Source organism: Allomesorhizobium aridi (assembly GCF_043769475.1).
Taxonomy (GTDB): domain Bacteria; phylum Pseudomonadota; class Alphaproteobacteria; order Rhizobiales; family Rhizobiaceae; genus Allomesorhizobium.
Genome location: NZ_CP171729.1, coordinates 3,702,501 through 3,725,544, shown reverse-complemented (window position 1 = coordinate 3,725,544; position 23,044 = coordinate 3,702,501). Strand labels below are relative to the sequence as shown.

The window sequence follows — 23,044 nt, the reverse complement described above, 5'->3', positions numbered from 1 at the left end:
ACATGAACCCGACTGGCGCGGGCGACTGTCAGAGGGTCAGGCCCGAAAGGCTTTCGAGCGTTGCGCCGGCGGCGCCGGCCGGCGCCATCCATGTGCGCTCGTCCATGACCCCGGTGGCCGGGAGCCCGGAGTTTGTCTGGTACTGGCGCACGACGGCCCCGGTAGCCGGGCCGTAGACGCCGTCGATGGCGCCGGCGTAGCCGAATCCGGTCTTGAGCACGCCCTGGAGCATGGCCACCACCGGCCCGAGCGATCCGGCCTGGAGCGTCGGCGATGACTCACGGTACGGATGCACGTGGCTCCACGTGATCGGACCGACGATGCCGTCCACCACCAGCCCGTTCGATTGTTGAAAATCCTTCACGGCCGCCTCCGTCTCAGGTCCGAAGACCCCGTCGACTTTGTCGGCTCCCAGCACCTTCGTACGGGCAAACACCCGTTGAAGCCGCTTTACGTCGTCCCCGGTGTCGCCCAGCTTGATTGTCGTTGGCATGTCGATCCTGCCGTCCTTCTTCCGCCTGCACGCCTCAGAAGTCCTGTTCGATGAGCTTTCCCCAGGTCAGCGGGCCGACAATGGCGTCCGTGGCGAGATGGGCCGCCGTCTGAAAGGCCAGCGTGGCCTGCTTGGTCTTGCCGCCCGCTGTCCCGTCCACTGTCAGTGGCGGGATCGGAGTGCCGTCCTCGCCAACATCGCCGGCGGTGAGGAAGAGGTTCAGCAATGCCTGCAGCGTCTTGACGTCCTCGCCCGTGACCGGCTGCTGCTCGGCCTTCCTGAGGTCGATCGTCTTCATCGTCACCACGACCTGCGCCATGATCCCGCTGCTCCTTTCGTTTGCCGAACTTTTCGCAGTCTCTGAGACACGTGAGCCGGCAACAAGCCTGCCCAGCGTCCGTGCATTTGAAGCGGACAATAAGCTTATATTTAGAAAAATACAATGACGTCGCTTGGTAATGACACCGTCGACCTTGTCGATTAAAGGAAGATTCTTTAATTACTTGCTGGAAATCAAGAACAAATCGGTTTTGTCCAGATGTGCTCAGAGCCCGTTTGAGAATTCGCTCTGGCGAGGCAGATGGCGTGGTTTTCGAGAACCGGAGCGCAGCGGACATTTGGGTCCGTGAGCACCGGAAGCGGAGAAAACTGCGTCAGGTGCCCGCCGGAGTAGAATTATCAAACGGGCTCTCACTGCTCTGGCGCGCATCCACGCTTCGGACCAGCAGCCACCTTCCGACAACATTGAGCTTTTTCGCGATCTCCGATATTGGCAGCCCTCCTGCCGGCCTCCTACATGCCGGTCAGATGGCAACAAGGCATACAAGATGATTTCCCTGCCCCACGACCGCATGGATCAAGTCGTCAAGCGTTTCGAGATGCTCGAAGCGCAGATGTCGGCCGGGCCGGATGCCGACGCCTATGTGAAGATGGCCTCGGAATATTCCGACATCCAGGACATGGTGGCCAAAATCCGCGAGTTGCGCGCCGCCGAACAGGAAGAGGCCGATCTGAAGGCGATGCTTGCCGACAGGACGACCGACGCCGAGATGCGGGAGCTCGCCGAGACCGAGCTGCCGGCGGTGGAGGAGCGCATCGAGGCTCTGCAGACGGACATCCAGATTCTGCTCCTCCCGAAAGACGCGGCCGACGAGAAGAACGCCATCCTCGAGATCCGCGCCGGAACCGGCGGCGACGAGGCGGCGCTTTTCGCGGGCGACCTGTTCCGGATGTATGAGCGCTATGCCGCCACGCGCGGCTGGAAAATGGAGGTCGCATCGGCGAGCGAAGGCGAGGCGGGCGGCTACAAGGAGATCATCGCCACCGTGTCGGGCAGGGGCGTCTTCGCCCATTTGAAGTTCGAATCGGGCGTGCACCGGGTCCAGCGCGTACCGGAGACCGAAGGCAGCGGCCGCATCCACACATCGGCCGCGACGGTGGCTGTGCTGCCCGAGGCGGAGGAGGTCGACATCGAGATCCGCTCCGAAGACATCCGCATCGACACGATGCGCGCCTCGGGCTCGGGCGGCCAGCACGTCAACACCACCGATTCGGCAGTGCGCATCACCCATCTGCCGACCGGTATCATGGTGGTCCAGGCCGAGAAGTCGCAGCACCAGAACCGCGCCCGCGCCATGCAGATCCTGCGCGCGCGGCTGTTCGACATGGAGCGGTCGCGGGCCGACAGCGAGCGGTCCGAAAGCCGCCGGCTGCAGGTCGGCTCGGGCGACCGCTCGGAACGGATCAGGACCTACAATTTCCCGCAAGGCCGCGTCACCGACCACCGCATCAACCTGACGCTCTACAAGCTCGACCGGGTGATGATGGGCGAACTCGACGAACTCGTTTCGGCGCTGATCTCCGACCACCAGTCAAAGCTGCTCGCGCAGATCGAGACAAGCCGGTGAAGATCGCCTTGCCTTGGTTATGCATAGGCGGCCGATAGATGGCCAAACGGGTTCGCATTGGCGACGTAATGCAAATCCTATCGTCGCAGGGCGTCTCCTATGCTCAGGTCAGCCACAAGCATACGCAGTACGGCTTTCTCATTAGAGTAATGCCTGGCACTTATGACCGGAAGCCGCAGGAGTTCTCGGCTGTGGTCGATCAAGAACCACAGTTCAGTACGTTCTTCCTGGTTCAGACGGGCATTAATCAAGGCCTTTTTGCGATTGTTGCCAATGTACCCGTCGCCCCGCGAAATCAAGCCTTTCCTACCTTCCGAACCACAGGCTACGGCAGGAATGGGGAACGTGGTTCTTGGTGGCTATGGGATGGGCAAGATGAGGTTCGCCTTGACCGGCTTTTGACGGATGCAGAGAAAAGGTATCCGCTTCGAGGAATTATCAGTGCGCCGCTCCTAGTCGAGCGCATAGATAAGGGCTATCGCGCCGAAATAGATGACGTCTGATGGTTATTGCTAATGGCATGACATGAAATTTCTTGTGGCAATTCAACGAGACACGCGCGAGCGATTGGCCAGAACTGGCGTGGAAACTCCTGAATTGGATGCCCGCCTGATAGTGGAGCACGTCACGGGCTTGTCGCAGAGCGACTTGATTGTTCGGCCAGATATCCAGATTGACGATGCTACGGCCGCGGTCGTCGAGGCTGCCGTGAAGCGCCGAATCAGCGGCGAGCCGGTCCACCGCATCTTCGGCCACCGCGAATTCTACGGCCTCGACCTCCTGCTTTCGCCCGAGACGCTGGAGCCGAGGCCGGACACCGAGACTCTGGTCGAAGCCATGCTGCCTTTCGTGCGGGCGGTGGCCGCCCGCAAGGGCGAATGCCGCATTCTCGACCTCGGCACCGGAACCGGCGCGATCGCGCTGGCTCTTCTGCGCAGCGTCGAAGCCGCGGTGGCGGAAGGCGTAGATATTTCCGAGGGCGCGCTCGATACCGCGGCTCGAAACGCCGAACGGCTCGGGCTCGCCGACCGCTTTACCGCTGTTCGTTCCGACTGGTTCTCAAATATTTTCGGCCGATACGATGCAATCGTCTCGAACCCTCCCTATATACCGACAAACGACATCATCCATCTGCAGACGAGCGTGCGAGATTTCGATCCGCGCAGGGCGCTGGATGGCGGCGAAGACGGGCTTGATGCCTATCGCCTGATATCGGACGGCGCACATCGCTGTCTTGCAGCCGGCGGAACTATCGGCGTTGAAATCGGTTATGACCAGAAGGACGCCGTAACGGGCATTTTTCAAGGGGCAGGGTACCGGTTGACGAAAGCCGTGCGGGATCTCGCAGGAAATGACCGCGTCCTTATGTTCCAGGAAAGCAGACCGGAAGACGCTTAAAAAAGCCTTGGCAATGGTGGCGAATGCAGCTAGGGTCGAACTACCGGATGAGACGAAGCAGGCAGTGCTGTTACCGATTCGGTTCCCTATTTGAACAAACAAGCTGCCTTCTTGCGTGAACGACGCTTTAGCTTCGTACGGGGATCGCCCGGCAAGTGACAGAGACCGGAATGGGATGGCACGTGACGCCAACGCAATCGATGCGGGCGAACACCGTCGGAAAAGTACGAAACGGCTGGCTGCCGAGGCGCCCCCGTTCGTGAAATGTATTTCAAATTGAAGAGAGTCTAATGAGGCCACAACAGCAGAACAGGCGCATGCGCGGTCGCGGCAATAACGGCGGCGGTGGCGGCGGCGGAGGCAACAATCCCAACCGCAAGGGGCCCAACCCCCTGACGCGCAACTACGAGAGCAACGGACCGGATGTGAAAATCCGTGGGTCGGCTCAGCAGATCGCCGAAAAATACACCACGCTGGCCCGCGACGCGCAAAGCTCCGGCGACCGCGTGATGGCGGAGAACTATCTCCAGCACGCCGAGCACTACAATCGCATCATCGCGGCCGCTCAGGCGCAGATGCCGATCCAGCAGGTCCAGCACAATCGCGACGATTTCAGCGACGACCAGGATGAAGACCGCGACGAGTTCGAGAGCGCCGGCAATGCCTCGACAGGCAATGTCGAGAATGAAGAGCCCGCGCAGCAGTCGCGGGCCGCTCCTCAGTCCGCGCCGGTGAGTAATGGCTCGGGTCCGCAGCCGGTTATCGACGGCACTCCGGCTGAGGTCGCACTGAACTCGGAAGCCGCCGGCGCGCCGGGCGGCGGACGCAATCGCGAGCGTCGTCCGCATACGCCGCGCCCCCCGCGCCCTGAGGCCAGCCCTGCGGCCGAGGCCGCTTCTCCCGAGGCTTCGCAGGCCAACGGAAACGGCGACGAAGGCGAGCAGGATGCCGCGCCGCGTCGCGGACGCCGTCCACGCCGTGGCGAACGCCGCCCCGACCAGGCTTCCGAGGCCGGATCCGCGAATGAAGGCGAGGCTGGCGCCGAAGCGGCAGCGCCCGCAGCGGCGGAAGACACCGGCGGCGAAGCCGCGCTGACGCCGGCGGAAAGCTGATCGCGACACTGAAATTCAGGCATATTGCGGCGGGGACAATTGTCTCCGCCGTTTTTGTTTCGAGCGAGGGTTGCCCGACCTTGAGGGAAATCCATCTGCGTCCCATATCTCTGCCATAATGGGCCCGGCTCGAAGAGCGGGCTCGTCACCGCAAGCTGATCCGGCGCCGCAAAGCGGGCCGGTGATCCAAGGAGACAGGCATGGATTTAGAGAAATATTCCGAGCGCGTCCGGGGCTTTATACAATCGGCCCAGACAATGGCGCTTTCCCGCAACCACCAGCAGTTCACCCCCGAACATATCCTGAAGGTCCTCGTCGATGACGACGAAGGTTTCGCTGCATCGCTGATCGAGCGCGCCGGCGGCCGCGCGCGCGACGTCAAGCTCGCCGTCGAGGCAGCTCTCGAGGCGATGCCGAAAGTGGAGGGCGGCGGCGGCCAGCTCTATCTGGCGCAGCCCCTGGCCAAGGTCTTTTCCACCGCCGAGGAACTGGCAAAAAAAGCCGGCGACAGCTTCGTCACGGTCGAGCGGCTGCTCACTGCGCTCGCCGTCGAGAAGTCGGCGAAGAGTTCCGAGATCCTGGCCAAGGCCGGCGTCACCGCGCAGGCGCTCAATCAGGCCATCAACGAGATCCGCAAGGGCCGCACCGCCGATTCGGCGAGCGCCGAACAGGGCTACGACGCGCTCAAGAAATACGCGCGCGACCTCACCGCGGATGCGCGCGCCGGCAAACTCGATCCGGTTATCGGCCGCGACGACGAGATCCGGCGCACCATCCAGGTGCTGTCCCGCCGCACCAAGAACAATCCGGTGCTGATCGGCGAGCCCGGCGTCGGCAAGACCGCGATCGCCGAAGGCCTGGCGCTGCGCATCGTCAACGGCGACGTTCCCGAATCATTGAAGGACAAGCAGCTGATGGCGCTCGACATGGGCGCGCTGATCGCCGGGGCAAAATACCGCGGCGAGTTCGAGGAGCGGCTGAAGGCCGTGCTTTCCGAAGTCACCGCGGCCGCCGGCGGCATCATCCTTTTCATCGACGAGATGCACACGCTGGTGGGCGCCGGCAAGGCCGAGGGCGCCATGGACGCCTCCAACCTGCTCAAGCCGGCGCTGGCGCGCGGCGAGCTTCACTGCGTCGGCGCCACCACGCTCGACGAATACCGGAAGCATGTCGAGAAGGATGCAGCACTCGCCCGCCGCTTCCAGCCTGTCTTTATCGATGAACCGACCGTCGAGGATACTGTCTCCATCCTGCGCGGCCTCAAGGAAAAATACGAGCAGCACCACAAGGTGCGCATTTCGGACTCGGCGCTGGTCGCCGCCTCCACGCTGTCCAACCGCTACATCGCCGATCGTTTCCTGCCCGACAAGGCGATCGACCTGGTCGACGAGGCGGCCTCGCGGCTCAGAATGCAGGTCGATTCCAAGCCGGAGGCGCTGGACGAGATCGACCGCCGCGTCATGCAGCTCAAGATCGAGCGCGAGGCGCTGAAGGTCGAGAAGGACGAGGCATCGAAGGACCGGCTAGCGCGCCTGGAAAAGGAGCTAACCGGGCTCGAGGAGGAATCGGCCGAACTTACCGCCAAATGGCAGGCGGAGAAGCAGAAGCTCGGCCTGGCGGCGGACCTCAAGAAGCAGCTCGACGAGACGCGCAACGAACTCGCCATCGCTCAGCGCACGGGTGAATTCCAGCGCGCCGGCGAACTGGCCTACGGCAAGATTCCGGAACTCGAGAAGAAGCTGAAGGCGGCCGAGGCGCAGGACGGCAAGGTCGGCATGGTGGAAGAGGTGGTCACGCCGGACCACGTCGCCCACATCGTGTCGCGCTGGACCGGCATTCCGGTCGACAGGATGCTCGAAGGCGAGCGCGAGAAGCTGCTTCGCATGGAAGACGAGATCGGCAAGCGCGTCGTCGGCCAGGGCGAGGCGGTGCAGGCCGTTTCGAAGGCCGTGCGCCGCGCGCGCGCGGGCCTGCAGGATCCGAACCGGCCTCTCGGCTCGTTCATGTTCCTGGGCCCCACCGGCGTCGGCAAGACCGAGCTCACCAAGGCATTGGCGAACTTCCTGTTCGACGACGAGAGCGCGATGGTGCGCATCGACATGTCGGAATTCATGGAAAAGCACTCCGTCGCCCGGCTGATCGGCGCGCCTCCCGGTTATGTCGGCTATGAGGAAGGCGGCGCGCTTACCGAGGCCGTGCGCCGCAGGCCCTATCAGGTCATCCTTTTCGACGAGATCGAAAAGGCGCATCCCGATGTCTTCAACGTGCTCCTGCAGGTGCTCGATGACGGCCGGCTGACCGACGGGCAGGGCCGCACGGTCGACTTCCGCAACACGCTGATCGTGATGACTTCGAATCTTGGCTCCGAATACCTGGTCAACCTGACGGAGGATCAGGATGTCGATCTGGTGCGCGACGACGTGATGAACATGGTCCGGGCTTCCTTCCGGCCGGAGTTCCTCAACCGCGTCGACGAGATCATCCTGTTCCACCGGCTGCGCAGGCAGGACATGGGCCGCATTGTCGAAATCCAGCTCAAGCGATTGGAAAGCCTGCTCGTCGATCGCAAGATCCAGCTCAAACTCGACCAGGACGCGATCGACTGGCTGGCCGCCAAGGGCTACGACCCCGCCTATGGCGCGCGGCCTTTGAAGCGCGTCATGCAAAAGGAACTGCAGGACCCGCTCGCCGAGCGCATTCTGCTGGGCGAAATCCTCGACGGCTCGACCGTAAAGGTCACCGCCGGCTCCGACCGGCTGAATTTCCGGGCGAAAGCCGGCGAGCCGGCCGAGACCGAGAAGGCGGCGTAAACGCGACCCTTACCTCCGGGTGAGGGGCATCAGCCTATCCGAGAGACGAAAATGCCCCGTCGAAAGGCGGGGCATTTTTGTTGGTGGCTTTGGCAACCAGGCACCAGCTCTGACAGTGGACAGTAAATCCGTTACTGCTCCTTCTTGAACAAATCCTGGAAGATGAGCTGGCCCCAAGTGCGGCCGCGTGCGTGCACCAGCGCGCCACCCTCGTTGAGCTTTCCCAGCTTGACGGGTGCGAACCCGAGCTGTTTCGCCAAGGCCGCCACGGGAGCGATCGCGTCCTCGTCGTCGCTCGACAGAAAGACGACCCGGTGCCCGCCCTCGACTATCGGATCGGCAGCCAGGGTGGCCGCAACCAAGTGATTGAAACCTTTCACGAACTTGGCGCCTGTGAACGCCTTCGCGACGAAGGCGGAGGCCGGGAGACCATCCAGTTCTTCAGGGGCTGGAAACGCGTTCATCGCGTCGATGACCGTCTTGCCTTCCCAACTCGGCAGGGCCTTCGCAACCTCGCGATGCTCCCCGAATGGGACCGCCAGGATGATCGTGTCGGCCTCGAGTGCATCCCGCAGCGACTTGGCGACGACCGTGGGTCCAATCGCCCGGGCCTGCGGCGCCAACGCCTCGGGCGGCCGGCGGCTCGCGACGGTCACGTCGATGTTTTTACGGGCGAAGGCGTGGGCGAGGGCCTGGCCTATCTTACCGAATCCTAAAATCGCATAGCTCATAATACTTCTCCGATCCGTGTTGGTATTGATTCCCCGGCCTTCAACGGCGCTGGGTTATCCGTTCTGCTGAGTGGCGACCTTTGCGCAGACGTCTCGCCGTTCCACCATGGACACGCTAGTTCCCGCCGGTCAGCCGCTTCCCGCGATCCGGCGCGAATTCAGATGGCCGAGAAGCCGCCGTCGACAGACAGCTCCACCCCATTCACGAAGCTCGAATCGTCTGAAGCAAGAAACAGCGCGACCGCCGCAATTTCCTCAGGACGACCCATCTTTCCCCGCGGGATCAGGGACTCGAACATCTGCTTCGCCTCCTCGGTGAGAACCTGGTCCTGCATCGGTGTGGCGATCGGCCCCGGGTGCAGCACGTTCACCCGGATATTCCTGCCCTTGAGTTCGTTGAGCCACCCGCGTGCGAATGCGTGCAGCGTCGCCTTGCTCGCCGCATACACGCTGTAACCGGGAAAACCTTTGATCGAAGCAACTGACCCGGTCATGAAGATCGATCCGCCATCGTTGAACAGCGGCAACGCCTTCTGAACCGTAAACAGCGTGCCGCGCGCATTCAGGTTGAAGGCCGCATCGAAATGCTGCTCGGTAATTTCGCCCAGTGGGACGGCTTCGCCCGTGCCGGCGCTTGCGTACAGGATGTCGATCTTGCCCTTTTCCCGCTTGACCGTATCGAACAGGCGGTCGAGGTCGTCGAGATTGGCCGCGTCGCCGCGCACGCCGGTCACGTTCCGGCCAATCAGCTTGACGGCCTCGTCGAGCGCCTCCTGCCTCCGGCCCGTGATGAAAACATAGGCGCCTTCTTCAACGAACCGCTTGGCGCTCGCCAGCGCCATGCCGCTCGATCCACCCGTGACGACTGCAACCTTACCGTCTAGCTTTCCCATGACTTCTCCTTTTTCGTGGTGTCGGGACAGCATCTGCCTCCGAGAACGTCGAAATGGGTCCGCAGGCGTCAGTTGTTGAGTGCGGAAGCGCGCACATCGGTGGTGCGAAATCGATCCGGCTGGACGACTGGCGCCAGCCGCGACGATCGGTGTCCGCCGTTCGGAATTGGGCCGCGCTCGTCGACATAGGCTATGATGACCGCCCGTACTGCTGTTCGATGTGTTAGATACGGGCTTTGGAAGGCGCACCCCAGCGGTGCGGGATTGCACCATGATCGACTGGGACGACGTTCGCTACTTTCTTGCCGTCGCGCGTGGGGGCTCGGTCCGGGCCGCCGCCGAGCGCCTCGGGGTGAATCACTCGACCGTGCTGCGGCGCATCGCTCAGCTCGAGGAACGCCTCGGGGCGCAGATGTTCGAGAAGCTGCCCTCGGGCTACCGCCTGACGGCTGCGGGCGAGGAGGTCCTCGAGTTCGCGGAGCAGATGGAGGCGTCGTCGAACCGGCTGGAGACGCAGATCTTCGGGCGCGACCAGGGCGTACGCGGACTCTTGCGGGTGACGTTGGCGCCGACCCTCGCGACGCACTTGCTCATGCCCGACTTCGCTGAGTTTGCGCGTCTGCATCCGGACATCGAGATGGAAATCTTGTCGTCCGGCGAACTGGCAAATCTGACCAACCGAGAGGCCGATGTCGCGATCCGCGTCGTCTACGACCGCAAAACCCTGCCGCTCAACCTTCACGGCCTGAAGGGGCCGGACTTGTTCGGCGGCGTCTACATGTCCCGCGATCGGCTAGCCGCGTGGCGTGCGGGCGCGCCTGATCCCATCCGGTGGATCGTCATAAGCCTTCATGGCATCCCGGATTGGGCCAGCGAGGGTGAGGTTCGCACCACGGGGATTCCGTTCAGGACCACGGACGGCGAGGCGCAGATCGTTGCAGTACGGCAAGGGCTCGGGATGACGACACTGTCGTGCTTCGTCGGAGATGCCGACCCCCTACTGGTGAGGGTGCCGGGCACCGATCTGCACATGCATGGAACGCTCTGGCTTCTCACGCAGGGGGAGACACGCAAGACGAAGCGCGTGCGGCTCTTCACTGAGTTCGTATCCCGCAGGCTCGCCGCGTACGCGCCGCTTCTCGCGGGACTGTCTGTATCGCGCGACTGATGCGCAGCAGGTCGCCGGCCATTGTCTCAAAAGCTGTCCACGCCGAGCTGACTGTCCGCTCGTAAAGAAGCCGCAATCAAAAGCTGTTGATCCGCTTACGTCCTGGATCGCGGAAGGGGATGTGGCATGGTGGATTCTGATCGGATCGACAAGCTGATCGCAGCGGTGCCCCCCGCCTTGGCGCTTCGCGCCGGGCTGGACCTTGGCATCTTCACCCGGCTCGGTGGCAACGCGGTGACTGCTGACAGCCTTGGGGCCGCGCTCAAAGTCGAGCCCGATCGTCTGTCGCGGCTCCTCTACGCGCTCGCCAGCATCGGTCTCCTCGAAGTCAAGGATGGCCGATTTCGCAACGGAGCCGAAGCGTCGGCCTTCCTCGACGCGTCCAAGCCGACCTATCGCGGCGGCGATCATGCGCTCCTGCGCGAGCTCTGGGGAGCCGACCTGCTGACCGCAGAGTCGCTGCGACAGAACCGGCCGGCCGCGCTTCACGACTTTTCCGAAGCGGGGCCCGAGGTCAGCGGCGGCCTTCAGCCGCATGCTCGCACCGGGCGGGGTGATTTTCGGCCGACATCTGGCCCGCGAGATCGACCTCTCGGCGATCGGTTCGGTGATCGACATCGGCGGGGGCCCCGGGACCATTCTCGTCGGACTTCGCGAGCGGCGGCCGCAGATCGCGGCGACGCTGATGGAGCTGCCAACGGTCGCAGCGGTCGCGCCAGATATCCTGTCGGAATACGGTGCCGACGACGTGGTTGTCGAAGAGGGGGACATAACTGTCGCGCCATCGATCGGTCGGCACGATCTGGCGATCCTGAAGGCCGTCGTCCAGGTCCTTCCGCCGGACCAGGCGCGCAGTTCGATCCTGAACGCTGCGCGTTGCCTCACACCCGGAGGCGAGATCGCAATTGCGGGGTCGGGTGTCGTCGACGACGACCGCCTCGGCCCGCCTGAGGGTGTCTTTCTCAATCTCACCTTCTTGAACCTCTATCGCCACGGCGAATCGTACACTGAAGGTCAGTATCGCGCGTGGATGACCGAGGCTGGATTCCGGGATATCTCCAGGTCGCGCCTGGCGGACGGCTCCACGTTGTTTCGTGCGCGCCTCGCGGGCTGACCGTGGCTGAATGGTTGGTTTCGGACGCAAAGATCTCCGAGGCGCCCCGACCCTATCCAGGCGGCCTTGCAACCTTCAGCACCGAGAGGCGCGAAGCTGACTTTACCACATCCAACGCGCTGGTCTCCTTTCAAGCCAATCCAACTTGAAAGCTGACCATCCTCCTGTGGCCCCATTGCTGCCATCCGGAAGCCCTGCTCGCCGACCGCAAGATTCAGCTCAAGCTCGACCAGGAAGCGATCGACTGGTTGGCCGCCAAGGGCTACGACCCCGCCTATGGCGCGCGCCCGCTGAAGCGCGTCATGCAGAAAGAACTGCAGGACCCGCTCGCCGAACGCATTCTGCTGGGCGAAATCCTCGACGGCTCGACCGTAAAGGTCACCGCCGGCTCCGACCGGCTGAACTTCCGCGCGAAGGCCGGCGAGCCGGCTGAGACGGAGAAGGCGGCGTAAGACGCGGCCCTTACCTCTCCCTCATCCTGAGCTTGTCGAAGGAGCGGGAGAGGTCGGATTGCCCGGCGGCGCGAAGCGCCGCCGCTGGCAATCCGGGTGAGGGGCATCAGCCTATCCGAGAAACCAAAATGCCCTGTCCAAGGCGGGGCATTTTTTGTTGGCGGCTTTTGACCCGAACACCGCGGCGAACTGCTTCGGAGGGATACGCAAGAAGAAACTGTCATGAGAAAAAAGAATGGGAAGGCGAGCGCGGGAATATGCATTGGTGGATCCCACGAACCCTTTACCGCGGCCTTGCGGATGGGCGAGGAATAGGCTTTCTCAGCAACCTAGAATAAGGGCAAGCTGGACGCGGCGGAAGCTACGGAGCCTCTTTGAATCGCCAACTAGGACAGGGGAGTACAGCAAGGTGTCGATCAAGCAGGGGGCGTTCATCGCAGCGTTGCGGATGGAAGTGGAGTAGCTGTCATCGCTTCCGTACCGATTTCATCGAAGCTCCCGTCACGCCGCTCGAATAACGAATTCTATCGCTATTACGCTGGCTATCCTTTGAATTTCGCTGAGTGGGCTTTGGGGGAGCTCAAACTTCCCCCCGGCGCGTTAGTCATCGATCCGTGGAACGGATCTGGAACGACCGCCGCGGCATGTGCGCGTTTCGGAGTGTCCTGCCAAGGGTACGACATAAACCCTGTTATGGTGCATCTCGGCCGCGCGCGCGTGGCATCAAGCGTTGACTTCGAGGAAGCGGAGGAACTGATCAGTACGGTTGACGAGATCGTCAGCGGAGACCAATTCATCGACATACAAACGGTTGGCTCGGCATTTAGGGAACTGCCCGTGAGCAACGAATCTGCACACAGCGTCGCAATTGCTGCTCTGTTCCCCTATGCGAGGGGCTTACTGAATTTAAGTCGGACGAAGAATCCTTCGTGGTTTAAAAAGGGCGCCACTTTCGACGGATTATCTCTGACCAGAAGCGAACTCTTTGCATCGTGGAAATTGCTTCTTCGGGAAATTTCCCTTTGGCGGAGCACGCAAGACGATGCTGACGGTGTTGTCATTTCGATCGAACGAGGTGATTCACGGAAGTCTCTGGGCCGCAAGGATGCTTTCGACGGTATCTTGACTTCGCCGCCCTACCTAACCCGACTCGACTACGTGCAAGCAACACTCCCGGAATTCCTTCTTCTAAAAGAGTTCGACGCTGTTCCAGACATGCAGCGACTCCGGCGCTCTATGCTTGGCTCGCCTCTGACAAGCGAAAGACCCGCACACAGTTTGGAGCGCCTTCCCACCGACATTAGAGAACTTCTAAAGCGGATTGAAACCCATGCATCGAAGGCATCTGCATCATATTACCACCGCTTTTTCTCGACCTATTTCGTTGACCTACAAGCGTCGATGCGGAATATTGCAAAAGTGCTGAAGGGGGGCGCTTTTGGCTGCATGGTTGTGCAATCCAGCCATTACAAAGAGGTTGAGGTCAACCTTGCTGCCGCGATAATTTCGCTGGGCGAAGAATTTGGATTGCGCCATCATTTGACCTTTGAATTAGACTCCCGCCGCTCGATATCACTCGTAAATTCTAGGGCTCACGAAGATGCACGTAAGCCAAAGAACGAGTTTACAGTATTTTTCAGAAAGGAATGACATGCTGGCTGTTTATTCGCCGATGTCAGTAGGTGACTACTGCAAAGCGCTTAACGATAACATTATCACGGTGAACGAGGAGTACCAAAGGAATGCTGGAATTTGGGCCTCCTATGCACGATCATTCTTCATAGAATCCATTCTTCTCGAATATCCTATACCAAAAATCTTCCTGTACTCTAAGGTTGACCTCCGAACCCGTAGCACGGTCAAAGAAATCGTAGACGGTCAGCAGAGGAGTCATACCCTACAGAGCTTTTTAATAGAAAATTCAGGCTTTCCTCAAAGCTCGACACTGAGGAATTAAGAGGAAAGAATTACAATCAGCTTTCTGAAGAATATCAGTCAAGTTTCATATCTTATAGCTTGCCGATCGATGAGTTTCGTGGAGTTCAGCCGGCTGAGATACAAGAATCATTCAGGAGGATGAATGCGAGCAATGTTCCTCTAAGAGCCTGAATCAAAAAGGATGTTTTGATATCAAGCTCTTGCGAGCCTGCGTGTGAGCAGGCGAATGTGGGCGACGTATAACCAGGCTTCTGCGGAGGCGATGGATTTCTCCCAGTCCTTAGCCAGCCTGCGGCATCGCCCCAGCCATGCGAATGTGCGCTCCACGACCCAGCGGCGCGGCAGGACCTCGAAGCCTTTGGCTTTGTCCGTCCGCTTGACGATCTCCAGGGTGAACGTGCCGATCTTTTGCATCGCGCCCTTAAGCTTCGGCCCGGCATAGCCGCCGTCGGCGAAGACGTGTCGCAGCCACGGCCAGCGTTCGAGAATGGTCTTGAGGGCAGCCGGTGCGCCGTCCCGGTCCTGGATATCGGCGGCATGGACGACGAGACCGACCATCAGCCCGATGGTGTCGACAACGATGTGACGCTTGCGCCCGTTGATCTTCTTTCCTGCGTCGAAGCCCCGAATTCCGCCGCTTTCCGTGGTCTTGACCGATTGGCTGTCGATCACGCCCGCCGTCGGACTCGCTTCCCGACCCTCGGCCTCGCGCGCCGCCATGACGAGGCTGTTGCTGATGGTCCGCAACAGGCCCTCCTCACGCCAGCGATAGAAGTACTTCTGCACCGTTGAAAAGGGTGGGAAGTCTTTCGGCAGCAATCGCCACGCGCCGCCCGACGAGGCGAGGTAAAGAAGTGCGTTCACGACCTCGCGCAGGTCCGTCTTGCGCGGCCGGCCGATGCGGTTCGCCGACGGCATCATCGGCGCAATCAGCGCCCACTCCGCATCGGTCAGATCGCTTGCGTAACGGGCGCAACGCCGCTCATAATGCGCACGGGTGATTTCAGTCCAGGCCATCGTGATCTCCATCGAATCTCGCAAATCCGACGGAATCACAACCTGCTGAAATCACTCAACTCTTTTTGGAACGGACACTAAGAGCCTGAATCAAAAAGGATGTTTTGATATCAAGCTCTTGCGAGCCTGCGTGTGAGCAGGCGAATGTGGGCGACGTATAACCAGGCTTCTGCGGAGGCGATGGATTTCTCCCAGTCCTTAGCCAGCCTGCGGCATCGCCCCAGCCATGCGAATGTGCGCTCCACGACCCAGCGGCGCGGCAGGACCTCGAAGCCTTTGGCTTTGTCCGTCCGCTTGACGATCTCCAGGGTGAACGTGCCGATCTTTTGCATCGCGCCCTTAAGCTTCGGCCCGGCATAGCCGCCGTCGGCGAAGACGTGTCGCAGCCACGGCCAGCGTTCGAGAATGGTCTTGAGGGCAGCCGGTGCGCCGTCCCGGTCCTGGATATCGGCGGCATGGACGACGAGACCGACCATCAGCCCGATGGTGTCGACAACGATGTGACGCTTGCGCCCGTTGATCTTCTTTCCTGCGTCGAAGCCCCGAATTCCGCCGCTTTCCGTGGTCTTGACCGATTGGCTGTCGATCACGCCCGCCGTCGGACTCGCTTCCCGACCCTCGGCCTCGCGCGCCGCCATGACGAGGCTGTTGCTGATGGTCCGCAACAGGCCCTCCTCACGCCAGCGATAGAAGTACTTCTGCACCGTTGAAAAGGGTGGGAAGTCTTTCGGCAGCAATCGCCACGCGCCGCCCGACGAGGCGAGGTAAAGAAGTGCGTTCACGACCTCGCGCAGGTCCGTCTTGCGCGGCCGGCCGATGCGGTTCGCCGACGGCATCATCGGCGCAATCAGCGCCCACTCCGCATCGGTCAGATCGCTTGCGTAACGGGCGCAACGCCGCTCATAATGCGCACGGGTGATTTCAGTCCAGGCCATCGTGATCTCCATCGAATCTCGCAAATCCGACGGAATCACAACCTGCTGAAATCACTCAACTCTTTTTGGAACGGACACTAAATGACGAGGAGCAAAGGAACGCCAAGTTTCAGGGTCCATTCAAGTGGTTCATACAGCGCGTGGCGCATCGGTTCTCCGAACCGCTTCGCGCCGTTGGAGTTCTCAGCCGTCGAGACATAATACGAATGGGAGACAGTCGGCTTTACTCGGAAATTATCCACACGATCCTGAACGGTTTTGTGACAACCAAGGGTCCGCAGATTGATGCGCTCTACAAGCGTTTCAATACGACGTTCGGGGAGGAAGATCAGTATTTCGCTTACCTTGAGGCCGGCATTGAACGTGCAGTCCAAGAGGTTGCAGTTGGCGAGCGCGAATTGCAACGCGGGTACATGTTCCAAAGTCTCGCGCTGATCTTCATTGATCGTCACTTTAATCTAGATCTCAAGCAGAAGGCAGTTGAGGCAGCGCCGGACATTGCCGCCGCGCTTCAGACAGGTGCGGTTGATTTGGCCATCTTGATCGACGGGTTGAGGGATCCGGAGAGTCACCCCACGCTCACAGAGTTTGTCGAAGCCACGAAAGGGACAAATGTCGGTCGTGCTAAGGCGGTGCGCTTCCTTTACCTAGATGCGGCTGTCTGAATGCAGTGCGCCACTGACTTAGTTAAACTGCGAGATTCGATAATTTCGCGCGTGCGATACCTTCGACAGATCGTATCGTCTATCAACGTACCACTCGCATCCGAAGATAGGCGAGCTCTAGCATTCGTCACGATAGAGCTCGACAATTTGGTCGTTGTCGGGTTGCGGCAGTACACGAAGAGCTCCTTGCTTCGGAGCCGTACTGCTGCGGGTGCACGAATAACCGCTACGGTCCATCCTGCGTCAACTGAAGAAGCTGCCGCATTTATCTTCCGATCTCTTAATCCGACGCGTTATTCAAATAATAGAAGTCCATCAACAATTCTAGAAAAGGACGAAATTGTTTTCCGTGACCCGAAGATGGCAGAGAAAGTACTCATGGATTATGCGACTTCGAATTTGCCGAATTTCACTCTTGCTCTATCGCTGAACGCGGAGATCTTCGCAGAGGCAAAAATATGCCGACATTTCTTTGCCCATCGCGCAAGGAATACGTACGAAGCCGTTCAGGCTTTTGCCGCCAATTTGGGGATCGTCGGCGTGAACATGCCGGAGCATTTAATTGTGCGAGGGCGGCCGAGCACTGGAGTGCGTATCATTGATGGGTGGCTGGCCGATGTAGAGAACTTCTTCGACCTCGCCACTTAGTTGCTTCAGCGCTCGTGAGGAGGCGATCTGACGGCAATCAGATCAGATCGAATTTTGTATACAGCCCGAGGTAGTAGCCGCTCAACGGAATGGCCAATTTCTGGTCAGTTCACACCGAAAGCGAACCGGCGGCCTTCGATGTGAAATAGGATGTGCATCGTCTCAATGCCGAGCGTCGGCAGTTGGGGCAAAGCCCTCCGCACTGTCACCATCTGTCAGCAGTCTTTCTCCCACCTTTCTCCCCACCCCTCCGCCCCGCGCGCATAATCCCCGCACCGCCCTCGCGGAAGCCCGGGTCCGGACGGGGATCAGGGGAGGGCGGCGGCGGGAGGGCGGCGATGGACTGGAATGCAGCGATCGAGAAGCACCGCGAGGCGCTGACGCACATCGTGGCGGCGCTCGTCGCCATGGCTGGCCTCGGGGGACAGTTTACTTTCTTTCCGCAGGAAGGCGCGTCGCCTCGAGGTCTGGCGCAGGCGGAAAAAAGCAAACTGTCCCCGGCCCTGCAGCGCCATCTCCGCCTCGCCGTGCTGCGCCTCCTGCGTCCGGCGGAGTCCGCCACGCGGCGGCTCATCATCGCGCTAGCGCGTGGGCTTGTCGTGACGCTGCCGCGTCCGCGCAAGGCAGACCCCGCGACGCCTGGCAAAACCAGGATCATTCCGACGATCCTGCGCAACGGTGTCGGAACCGGCATTACGATGCCTTCCGCGATCCCAGGCGGCTCCCCATCCGCCTGTACCAAGCCGCGCGCGTTGAGCCTGCCGCTTTTCGATCCGCCGCAGCATCCGTTCCGCCCGCGCCGGCCGAAGCAGAACGGCGTGCCGCGCATCTCTCTTCCCGGCTTCACCCAGCCGTTTCCCGTCGCGGACCGCCGCCCGCCCGCGCCCGACGATGCGGTCGACGCGGGCCGTCTTGGCCGCCGGCTCGAGGCGCTGGCTTCAGCACTCGACGACCTGCCGCGACAGGCCATGCGCTTCGCCCGCTGGCGGGTTCGTGGGGCGGACGCCGCCGCGCGGGATAAGGAACACCGCGACGCCGCAGGTGCGCAAGGCAAACAGCCCCGCGCTCGCGGCCGGGTTCGCCGCGTTTGGCCGCTGCGGATAGGACGCCCGCCCGGCTCTCGCCGGCGGCCTTCCCATGAGGTCGACGAGGTTCTGACCGCCGCCCATGGGTTGGCCTTCTGGGCGCTGGAACACCCGGATACATCCTGATGCCTGGGACCTGCACTTGCCGGGAGACAATCAATAGCCAGGCCGGTGAAACTCCGGAGCGTGGCAAGGCTCCTCCATGTGTGCGAAAGACAGGGACCATGACCCTCGACGAATACAACAGCTTCTGCGCCTCGCTTCCGTTCGCGACCCATGTCGTCCAGTGGGGCGGCGCGCATGTCTGGAAAGTTGGCGGCAAGGTTTTCGCCATCGCCGGGTGGAGCGGCGGGGAAGAACTGGCCGTCACCTTCAAATGCTCCGAATTCGCCTTTGAAATTTTGAGGGAGCAGCCGGGCTGCCGTCCGGCGCCCTATCTCGCCTCGCGCGGCATGAAATGGATCCAGCGCCGGACCGGCGAAAGCATGGATGCCGAGGCTCTCAAGGATTACATCCGCGAAAGCCACGGCCTCATTTTCCGGGCGTTGCCGAAGCGGGTGAAAAGCGAGCTATCCCAGGCGTCGGATGGCGTAGCGCGACCTGTCGCGGGCCGGTAAGATGCGTGGTCATTGAAATGCATGGATGCGGCCACAGCGCGGCCATTTTCATGCCCGGTTCATATTGGAACTTCTAAGCTGAAACAGCATTGCAGGCTGGATGCTCCCGGCCGGCAGGCAACGCACTGGAGACACAGGGACAGATGCTCGGCAAGGTTTTGATGCTTTCGGTCCTCCTCGCCGGCGTCCATTCGCCCGATGCGCTGGCGTCCCGATCGGCCGATGCGGATCGCGGGGGCGATGGCCTAACGGCCGGCCAGGCCGAAGGCGTCCATCTCGCGCAGGCCGGCGATGTGGAAATATTCTACGACGGCAACGGCAACCGCGTCATCATCGACGCCTATACCGGCGAGATCATCGCCGTGCAGCCGCCGCGGCGCGTCCGCCCCATGAACCGCCAGGCGCTGCGCCGCGCGCTGCGCGAGCAGGAACTGGATCGGGAAGAGCGCTATTATCTCGACGACCCCGAGGACATGGAGCGCCTGCGCCGGCGCAAGCTCGGCGATTATCGCCTCCTTCCGCCGCCGGTCGACGAATACGACTATCCCGATGCCGCGCGCGAACCGTTCGTCGATGAATTTCCGCCGGCGCCGGGGCGTCGCGCATTGCCCGAACTCAGGGAAGAGCCCCGCGTCGTCGAACGCGAGCCGCTCGAGGAAGCGCCTGCCGATCCTTCCGCGCCAGGCGACACCATTGTCGTCGATCCGGTGACGCCGCCGCCGATGAGCTTCACCGCGCGCGAGGATGTCGCCGGCATCCAGGTGCTGATGGACCGGGCCGGCGCATCGCCGGGCGTCATCGACGGCAAGTTCGGCTCGAATGTCGACAAGGCCTTCGACGCCTACCGCGAGATCACCGGAACCAGCCTGCGGTCGACCGATTCGGCGGGCATCAAGGCAGCGCTGGCGGCCTCCGGCGGCGATCCGTTCACCACCTACACGATCACCGCCGCCGATGCCGCCGGGCCGTTCGTCGCCGCCGTTCCGGCCGACTACAGCCGCAAGGCGGAACTCGAGAATCTGAGCTTCACCTCGGTTTCGGAAATGCTGGCGGAAAAATTCCATATGGACGAGACCTATCTGAAGGCGCTCAATCCGGAGGCCAATTTCTCCCGTCCGGGAACCATCATCCGCGTCGCCAATGTCGGCGCGCCGGCCACCAGGAAGGTCCAGCGCATCGTGGCCGACAAGGGCCGCAAGCAGGTCCGCGCCTACGACGAGGCCGGAAAGCTGGTCACGGCGTATCCGGCGACGATCGGATCGACGGAGACGCCGTCGCCGACCGGCACCCACACCGTGTCGCGGGTCGCCTTCAACCCCAACTACACCTACAATCCGAAGGTGAACTTCAAGCAGGGCAACAACGACAAGATCCTGACCATTCCGCCCGGCCCGAACGGACCCGTCGGCTCGATCTGGATCGCGCTCAACAAGCCGACCTACGGCGTCCACGGCACGCCGGACCCGTCGAAGATCGGCAAGACCGAAAGCCATGGCTGCGTGCGCCTGACCAATTGGGACGCGCAGGAGCTGGCAAAGCTGGTCAGCCCCGGTGTCACGGTCGAGTTCGTCGAATAATTCCGCGCGGTCCCGGACCTTGCGGATGTATCGGCTCTTTCCATCTGACGGGATTGCTGCGGTTGCGCGTTGCGCTATTTTCGGCGCATGCGATCGCCTTGCGAAGCACATGAGGGCGCTGTCCCAGAGACGATGGCTCCGCCCAGCGATGGGACGTTCTGCCCGAAGGAACGCCGCCGTTATGTGCTGGTCGCGGCGATTCTCGCTTCGGCCCTCGGCTTCATCGACGGGTCGGTGGTGGCGATCGCCATTCCGGCGATGCGCAGCAACCTCGGCGCCAGCCTTGTCGAAGCGCAGTGGATTTCCAACGCTTATGCGCTGACGCTGTCGGCGCTCATTCTCGCCGGCGGGGCCGCGGGCGACAAGTTCGGCCTGCGCAGCACATTGATCGTCGGCATTGCACTGTTCATCGGCGGCTCGATGATCTGCGCGGTTGCTCCGGACCCATTGTTTCTTATCTTCGCGCGCGCCGCGCAGGGAGTGGGCGCGGCCATCATGGTGCCCGGCAGCCTCGCCATAATCGCAAAGGCCTACCCGAAGAAGGAGCGCGGGCGCGCAATCGGCATCTGGGCGGCGTCCTCGGCGCTCACCACGGCGCTGGGGCCGGTGATCGGCGGCGTGCTGCTTTCTTCCTTCGACGACAGCGTCTGGCGCTGGATATTCGCCGTAAACCTTCCGCTCGGCGGTCTGGCAATCTATTTCCTGGCGGCAAAGGTGCCGGCGGATGCGCCGGGCGCAACGCGCGCCCTCGATCTCGGCGGCGCGGCGCTCGCCACGGCCTCGCTCGGCGCGCTTGCCTACGGCTTCACCGTTTTCGGCACGGCGAGCCTGCTGCACTCCGCCGCCTGGGTGGCCGCCGGCCTGGTGGTCATGGCGGCATTCCTCGTCTGGGAGCGGCGTCAGCGAGAACCTATGGTCGATCTCGGCCTGTTCGCCAGCAGACCGTTTTCGGGAGCAAACATCTCGACGTTCTTCCTCTACTTCGCGCTTTCGGCGATCCTTTTCTATCTGCCTATGCTGCTGATTGCGGGATGGGGTTTGAGCGAGGCCGAGTCCGGCTTCATTTTCCTGCCGCTTTCGCTTGCGATCGCAGTTCTTTCGGGGCCGGTCGGAAAGGCCTCCGACAGCATCGGCGCGCGTCTGCCGATCGCGGCCGGCAGCCTCGTGGTGGCGACCGCCTTTGCAGGCCTTGCTCTTCTGACGGGCGGCGGCGTCCACAGCTTCTGGTTAGGCATTTTCCCCCTGATGGCCCTGATGGGATTGGGCATGGCGCTTGTCGTGTCTCCGCTGTCGACGGCGATCATGACGGCCGTTGCCGACAGCGACACCGGGGCCGCTTCGGGCATCAACAATGCTGTCGCCCGCATGGCAGGCTTGTTTGCAGTCGCGGTGATGGGCGGCGTTGCCGCGCTCCGCTACGCATCGTTGCTGGGCGAGGGCGGCGGTACACTTCCAGGATTTGGCGAGCAACCGGCGAGCGCGCTTCCGGCTGAAGTCGAAAGCATCCGGCTCGCCGCAAGCGATGCCGCCTTTGCCGCCATAGCCTGGGTCACGGCCGCGCTCTGCGTTCTCTCGGCGCTGACCGCCTGGCTGACTGTGCCCGGAGGCGGCCGCACCGAAGATGCGGAGCGAGCCGGGGATACGGCTTCGGCGGAATGATATCGCAATCGCGGATGGATCAGCCTTCGGCCTTGGCGCTCGCGACCTTCAGCGGGCCGCCGCTCTCTTCCTTGAGCAGGTCGTCGATGCGCTTGCGCTCTTTCTCGAATTTCGCGAGGTCGTCGCCTTTCAGGACCCGGCCGACCGGCAGCCTGACGCGCATCGGATCGACCTTGCGGCCGTTGACCATCAGTTCGTAGTGCAGGTGGTTGCCTGTCGAAAGGCCGGTGGATCCGACATAGCCGATGACCTGGCCCTGGCGGACCTTGGCGCCGGCCTTGATGCCCTTGGCAAAGGCGCTCTGATGGTTGTACGAGGTTTCGTAGCCATTGGCATGTCGGACTATCGTCTGGCGGCCGTAGCCGCCGGCCCATTCGGCTTTTTCCACGACACCATTGCCCGAGGCGATGATCGGCGTGCCGCGCGGTGCGGCCCAGTCCACGCCGGTGTGCATGGCGGAACGCCCGAGGATCGGATGGTTGCGTCCGCCGAATCCCGACGTGAAGCGGCCATTGGGGAGCGGGTTGCGCAGCAGGAACTGCTTGGCGCTGCGGCCGTCCTGGTCGAAATAATCGATCGTTCCGTCCGACATTTTGTAGCGGTAGAAGTTGCGCGTGTTGCCGCCGAAAGTCGCCGACACGTAAAGCAGTTCGGAATCTTCCGACATCAAATCGTCGCCGTCGGGCTGCGAGAAGAACACCTCCACGCGATCGGCCGGGTTCAGCCGCGACTGGAAATCGACGTCCGACGCCAGGAGCTTGATCAGTTGCTTGGTCACGCCGCGGGACATGCCGTAGGCGTAGGCTGCACGATATATACCGTCGT

22 protein-coding genes and 1 pseudogene (1 of these 23 running past the window's edge) are annotated in these 23,044 nt (G+C 62.0%); 16 read left to right on the top strand and 7 right to left on the bottom strand.

The window, feature by feature from the left end:
* Positions 1-28: 28 nt before the first annotated feature.
* Both ACG873_RS20265 and ACG873_RS20260 read right to left on the bottom strand, forming a co-directional pair.
* Positions 29-493, bottom strand: coding sequence for a peptidoglycan-binding domain-containing protein (locus tag ACG873_RS20265; RefSeq protein WP_394887068.1), 465 nt, complete (start codon positions 491-493; stop codon positions 29-31).
* A 34-nt stretch (positions 494-527) separates the two neighbouring features.
* Positions 528-812, bottom strand: coding sequence for a peptidoglycan-binding domain-containing protein (locus ACG873_RS20260; protein WP_394887066.1), 285 nt, complete (start codon positions 810-812; stop codon positions 528-530).
* Between the two features lie 508 nt (positions 813-1,320).
* On the opposite strand from ACG873_RS20260, the gene prfA reads away from it, so the two are divergent.
* The 5 genes from prfA (at position 1,321) to clpB (ending at position 7,720) form a co-directional block, all read left to right on the top strand.
* Positions 1,321-2,400 (top strand): peptide chain release factor 1, encoded by a 1,080-nt coding sequence (gene prfA, locus ACG873_RS20255; RefSeq protein WP_394887064.1) that lies wholly within the window; start codon positions 1,321-1,323, stop codon positions 2,398-2,400.
* Positions 2,401-2,438: 38 nt separating this feature from the next.
* Positions 2,439-2,903, top strand: a complete 465-nt coding sequence (locus ACG873_RS20250) for a hypothetical protein (RefSeq protein WP_394887062.1) — start codon at positions 2,439-2,441, stop codon at positions 2,901-2,903.
* 22 nt (positions 2,904-2,925) lie between these two features.
* Entirely contained in the window at positions 2,926-3,798 is an 873-nt protein-coding gene (prmC, locus tag ACG873_RS20245; protein WP_394887060.1) for a peptide chain release factor N(5)-glutamine methyltransferase, read from the top strand.
* A 290-nt stretch (positions 3,799-4,088) separates the two neighbouring features.
* On the top strand, positions 4,089-4,910 hold the full coding sequence (locus ACG873_RS20240; RefSeq protein ID WP_394887058.1) for a DUF4167 domain-containing protein: 822 nt from the start codon (positions 4,089-4,091) through the stop codon (positions 4,908-4,910).
* A gap of 200 nt (positions 4,911-5,110) precedes the next feature.
* The gene (gene clpB / locus ACG873_RS20235; protein ID WP_394887056.1) at positions 5,111-7,720 is read left to right on the top strand and encodes an ATP-dependent chaperone ClpB; all 2,610 of its coding nucleotides are present in this window, start codon (positions 5,111-5,113) and stop codon (positions 7,718-7,720) included.
* A gap of 131 nt (positions 7,721-7,851) precedes the next feature.
* Here the strand turns inward: clpB and ACG873_RS20230 are convergent, their stop codons facing one another.
* Together ACG873_RS20230 and ACG873_RS20225 are read right to left on the bottom strand one after the other, a co-directional pair.
* Complete coding sequence (locus ACG873_RS20230) at positions 7,852-8,451, bottom strand: NADPH-dependent F420 reductase (RefSeq protein WP_394887054.1); 600 nt, start codon at positions 8,449-8,451, stop codon at positions 7,852-7,854.
* A 158-nt stretch (positions 8,452-8,609) separates the two neighbouring features.
* Entirely contained in the window at positions 8,610-9,344 is a 735-nt protein-coding gene (locus ACG873_RS20225; protein WP_394887052.1) for an SDR family NAD(P)-dependent oxidoreductase, read from the bottom strand.
* A gap of 271 nt (positions 9,345-9,615) precedes the next feature.
* Here ACG873_RS20225 and ACG873_RS20220 point away from each other — a divergent pair, with 271 nt between their 5' ends.
* The 5 genes and pseudogenes from ACG873_RS20220 (at position 9,616) to ACG873_RS20195 (ending at position 14,035) form a co-directional block, all read left to right on the top strand.
* Positions 9,616-10,512: a LysR family transcriptional regulator gene (locus ACG873_RS20220; RefSeq protein WP_394887050.1), complete on the top strand. Its 897-nt coding sequence runs from the start codon at positions 9,616-9,618 to the stop codon at positions 10,510-10,512.
* Between the two features lie 535 nt (positions 10,513-11,047).
* Positions 11,048-11,626, top strand: a complete 579-nt coding sequence (locus ACG873_RS20210) for a methyltransferase (protein ID WP_394887048.1) — start codon at positions 11,048-11,050, stop codon at positions 11,624-11,626.
* Positions 11,627-11,814: 188 nt separating this feature from the next.
* A pseudogene (locus tag ACG873_RS20205) lies at positions 11,815-12,078 on the top strand (ATP-dependent chaperone ClpB); the annotation flags it as partial.
* 549 nt (positions 12,079-12,627) lie between these two features.
* The gene (locus ACG873_RS20200) at positions 12,628-13,728 is read left to right on the top strand and encodes a hypothetical protein (protein WP_394887046.1); all 1,101 of its coding nucleotides are present in this window, start codon (positions 12,628-12,630) and stop codon (positions 13,726-13,728) included.
* Positions 13,679-14,035, top strand: a complete 357-nt coding sequence (locus ACG873_RS20195; protein ID WP_394887044.1) for a DUF262 domain-containing protein — start codon at positions 13,679-13,681, stop codon at positions 14,033-14,035. The genes ACG873_RS20200 and ACG873_RS20195 overlap by 50 nt, the downstream gene beginning before the upstream one ends.
* A 173-nt stretch (positions 14,036-14,208) precedes the next feature.
* Here the strand turns inward: ACG873_RS20195 and ACG873_RS20190 are convergent, their stop codons facing one another.
* Entirely contained in the window at positions 14,209-15,033 is an 825-nt protein-coding gene (locus tag ACG873_RS20190; RefSeq protein ID WP_394885740.1) for an IS5 family transposase, read from the bottom strand.
* A gap of 110 nt (positions 15,034-15,143) precedes the next feature.
* Positions 15,144-15,968 (bottom strand): IS5 family transposase, encoded by an 825-nt coding sequence (locus ACG873_RS20185; protein ID WP_394885740.1) that lies wholly within the window; start codon positions 15,966-15,968, stop codon positions 15,144-15,146.
* Positions 15,969-16,174: 206 nt separating this feature from the next.
* On the opposite strand from ACG873_RS20185, the gene ACG873_RS20180 reads away from it, so the two are divergent.
* From ACG873_RS20180 to ACG873_RS20155, 6 genes are all read left to right on the top strand, one after another.
* Positions 16,175-16,633 carry a hypothetical protein gene (locus tag ACG873_RS20180; RefSeq protein WP_394887042.1) on the top strand — a complete coding sequence of 153 codons (459 nt, stop codon included), beginning with the start codon at positions 16,175-16,177 and terminating at the stop codon, positions 16,631-16,633.
* 378 nt (positions 16,634-17,011) lie between these two features.
* Positions 17,012-17,281: a hypothetical protein gene (locus ACG873_RS20175; protein WP_394887040.1), complete on the top strand. Its 270-nt coding sequence runs from the start codon at positions 17,012-17,014 to the stop codon at positions 17,279-17,281.
* Between the two features lie 338 nt (positions 17,282-17,619).
* Positions 17,620-18,492 (top strand): hypothetical protein, encoded by an 873-nt coding sequence (locus tag ACG873_RS20170; protein ID WP_394887038.1) that lies wholly within the window; start codon positions 17,620-17,622, stop codon positions 18,490-18,492.
* Between the two features lie 98 nt (positions 18,493-18,590).
* The gene (locus ACG873_RS20165) at positions 18,591-18,983 is read left to right on the top strand and encodes an MmcQ/YjbR family DNA-binding protein (protein WP_394887036.1); all 393 of its coding nucleotides are present in this window, start codon (positions 18,591-18,593) and stop codon (positions 18,981-18,983) included.
* 143 nt (positions 18,984-19,126) lie between these two features.
* On the top strand, positions 19,127-20,560 hold the full coding sequence (locus ACG873_RS20160) for a L,D-transpeptidase (RefSeq protein WP_394887034.1): 1,434 nt from the start codon (positions 19,127-19,129) through the stop codon (positions 20,558-20,560).
* An 87-nt stretch (positions 20,561-20,647) separates the two neighbouring features.
* Positions 20,648-22,219, top strand: a complete 1,572-nt coding sequence (locus ACG873_RS20155; RefSeq protein ID WP_394887032.1) for an MFS transporter — start codon at positions 20,648-20,650, stop codon at positions 22,217-22,219.
* A 19-nt stretch (positions 22,220-22,238) separates the two neighbouring features.
* Here ACG873_RS20155 and ACG873_RS20150 read toward each other — a convergent pair whose 3' ends face one another.
* Positions 22,239-23,044 carry the 3' end of a M23 family metallopeptidase gene (locus tag ACG873_RS20150; protein WP_394887030.1) on the bottom strand. The gene runs 1,150 nt beyond the window's last position, so 806 of the gene's 1,956 nt are visible here — the last part of the coding sequence; the start codon falls outside the window, past its right edge; it ends in the stop codon at positions 22,239-22,241.

Excerpts from the sequence above, each read along its gene's own strand:
- ACG873_RS20265 (WP_394887068.1), bottom strand. The coding sequence starts at position 493 with ATGCCAACGACAATCAAGCTGGGCGACACCGGGGACGACGTAAAGCGG.
- ACG873_RS20260 (WP_394887066.1), bottom strand. The coding sequence starts at position 812 with ATGGCGCAGGTCGTGGTGACGATGAAGACGATCGACCTCAGGAAGGCC.
- prfA (WP_394887064.1), top strand. The coding sequence starts at position 1,321 with ATGATTTCCCTGCCCCACGACCGCATGGATCAAGTCGTCAAGCGTTTC.
- ACG873_RS20250 (WP_394887062.1), top strand. The coding sequence starts at position 2,439 with ATGGCCAAACGGGTTCGCATTGGCGACGTAATGCAAATCCTATCGTCG.
- prmC (WP_394887060.1), top strand. The coding sequence starts at position 2,926 with ATGAAATTTCTTGTGGCAATTCAACGAGACACGCGCGAGCGATTGGCC.
- ACG873_RS20240 (WP_394887058.1), top strand. The coding sequence starts at position 4,089 with ATGAGGCCACAACAGCAGAACAGGCGCATGCGCGGTCGCGGCAATAAC.
- clpB (WP_394887056.1), top strand. The coding sequence starts at position 5,111 with ATGGATTTAGAGAAATATTCCGAGCGCGTCCGGGGCTTTATACAATCG.
- ACG873_RS20230 (WP_394887054.1), bottom strand. The coding sequence starts at position 8,451 with ATGAGCTATGCGATTTTAGGATTCGGTAAGATAGGCCAGGCCCTCGCC.
- ACG873_RS20225 (WP_394887052.1), bottom strand. The coding sequence starts at position 9,344 with ATGGGAAAGCTAGACGGTAAGGTTGCAGTCGTCACGGGTGGATCGAGC.
- ACG873_RS20220 (WP_394887050.1), top strand. The coding sequence starts at position 9,616 with ATGATCGACTGGGACGACGTTCGCTACTTTCTTGCCGTCGCGCGTGGG.
- ACG873_RS20210 (WP_394887048.1), top strand. The coding sequence starts at position 11,048 with ATGCTCGCACCGGGCGGGGTGATTTTCGGCCGACATCTGGCCCGCGAG.
- ACG873_RS20195 (WP_394887044.1), top strand. The coding sequence starts at position 13,679 with ATGCACGTAAGCCAAAGAACGAGTTTACAGTATTTTTCAGAAAGGAAT.
- ACG873_RS20190 (WP_394885740.1), bottom strand. The coding sequence starts at position 15,033 with ATGGCCTGGACTGAAATCACCCGTGCGCATTATGAGCGGCGTTGCGCC.
- ACG873_RS20185 (WP_394885740.1), bottom strand. The coding sequence starts at position 15,968 with ATGGCCTGGACTGAAATCACCCGTGCGCATTATGAGCGGCGTTGCGCC.
- ACG873_RS20180 (WP_394887042.1), top strand. The coding sequence starts at position 16,175 with ATGGGAGACAGTCGGCTTTACTCGGAAATTATCCACACGATCCTGAAC.
- ACG873_RS20175 (WP_394887040.1), top strand. The coding sequence starts at position 17,012 with ATGGATTATGCGACTTCGAATTTGCCGAATTTCACTCTTGCTCTATCG.
- ACG873_RS20170 (WP_394887038.1), top strand. The coding sequence starts at position 17,620 with ATGGACTGGAATGCAGCGATCGAGAAGCACCGCGAGGCGCTGACGCAC.
- ACG873_RS20165 (WP_394887036.1), top strand. The coding sequence starts at position 18,591 with ATGACCCTCGACGAATACAACAGCTTCTGCGCCTCGCTTCCGTTCGCG.
- ACG873_RS20160 (WP_394887034.1), top strand. The coding sequence starts at position 19,127 with ATGCTCGGCAAGGTTTTGATGCTTTCGGTCCTCCTCGCCGGCGTCCAT.
- ACG873_RS20155 (WP_394887032.1), top strand. The coding sequence starts at position 20,648 with ATGCGATCGCCTTGCGAAGCACATGAGGGCGCTGTCCCAGAGACGATG.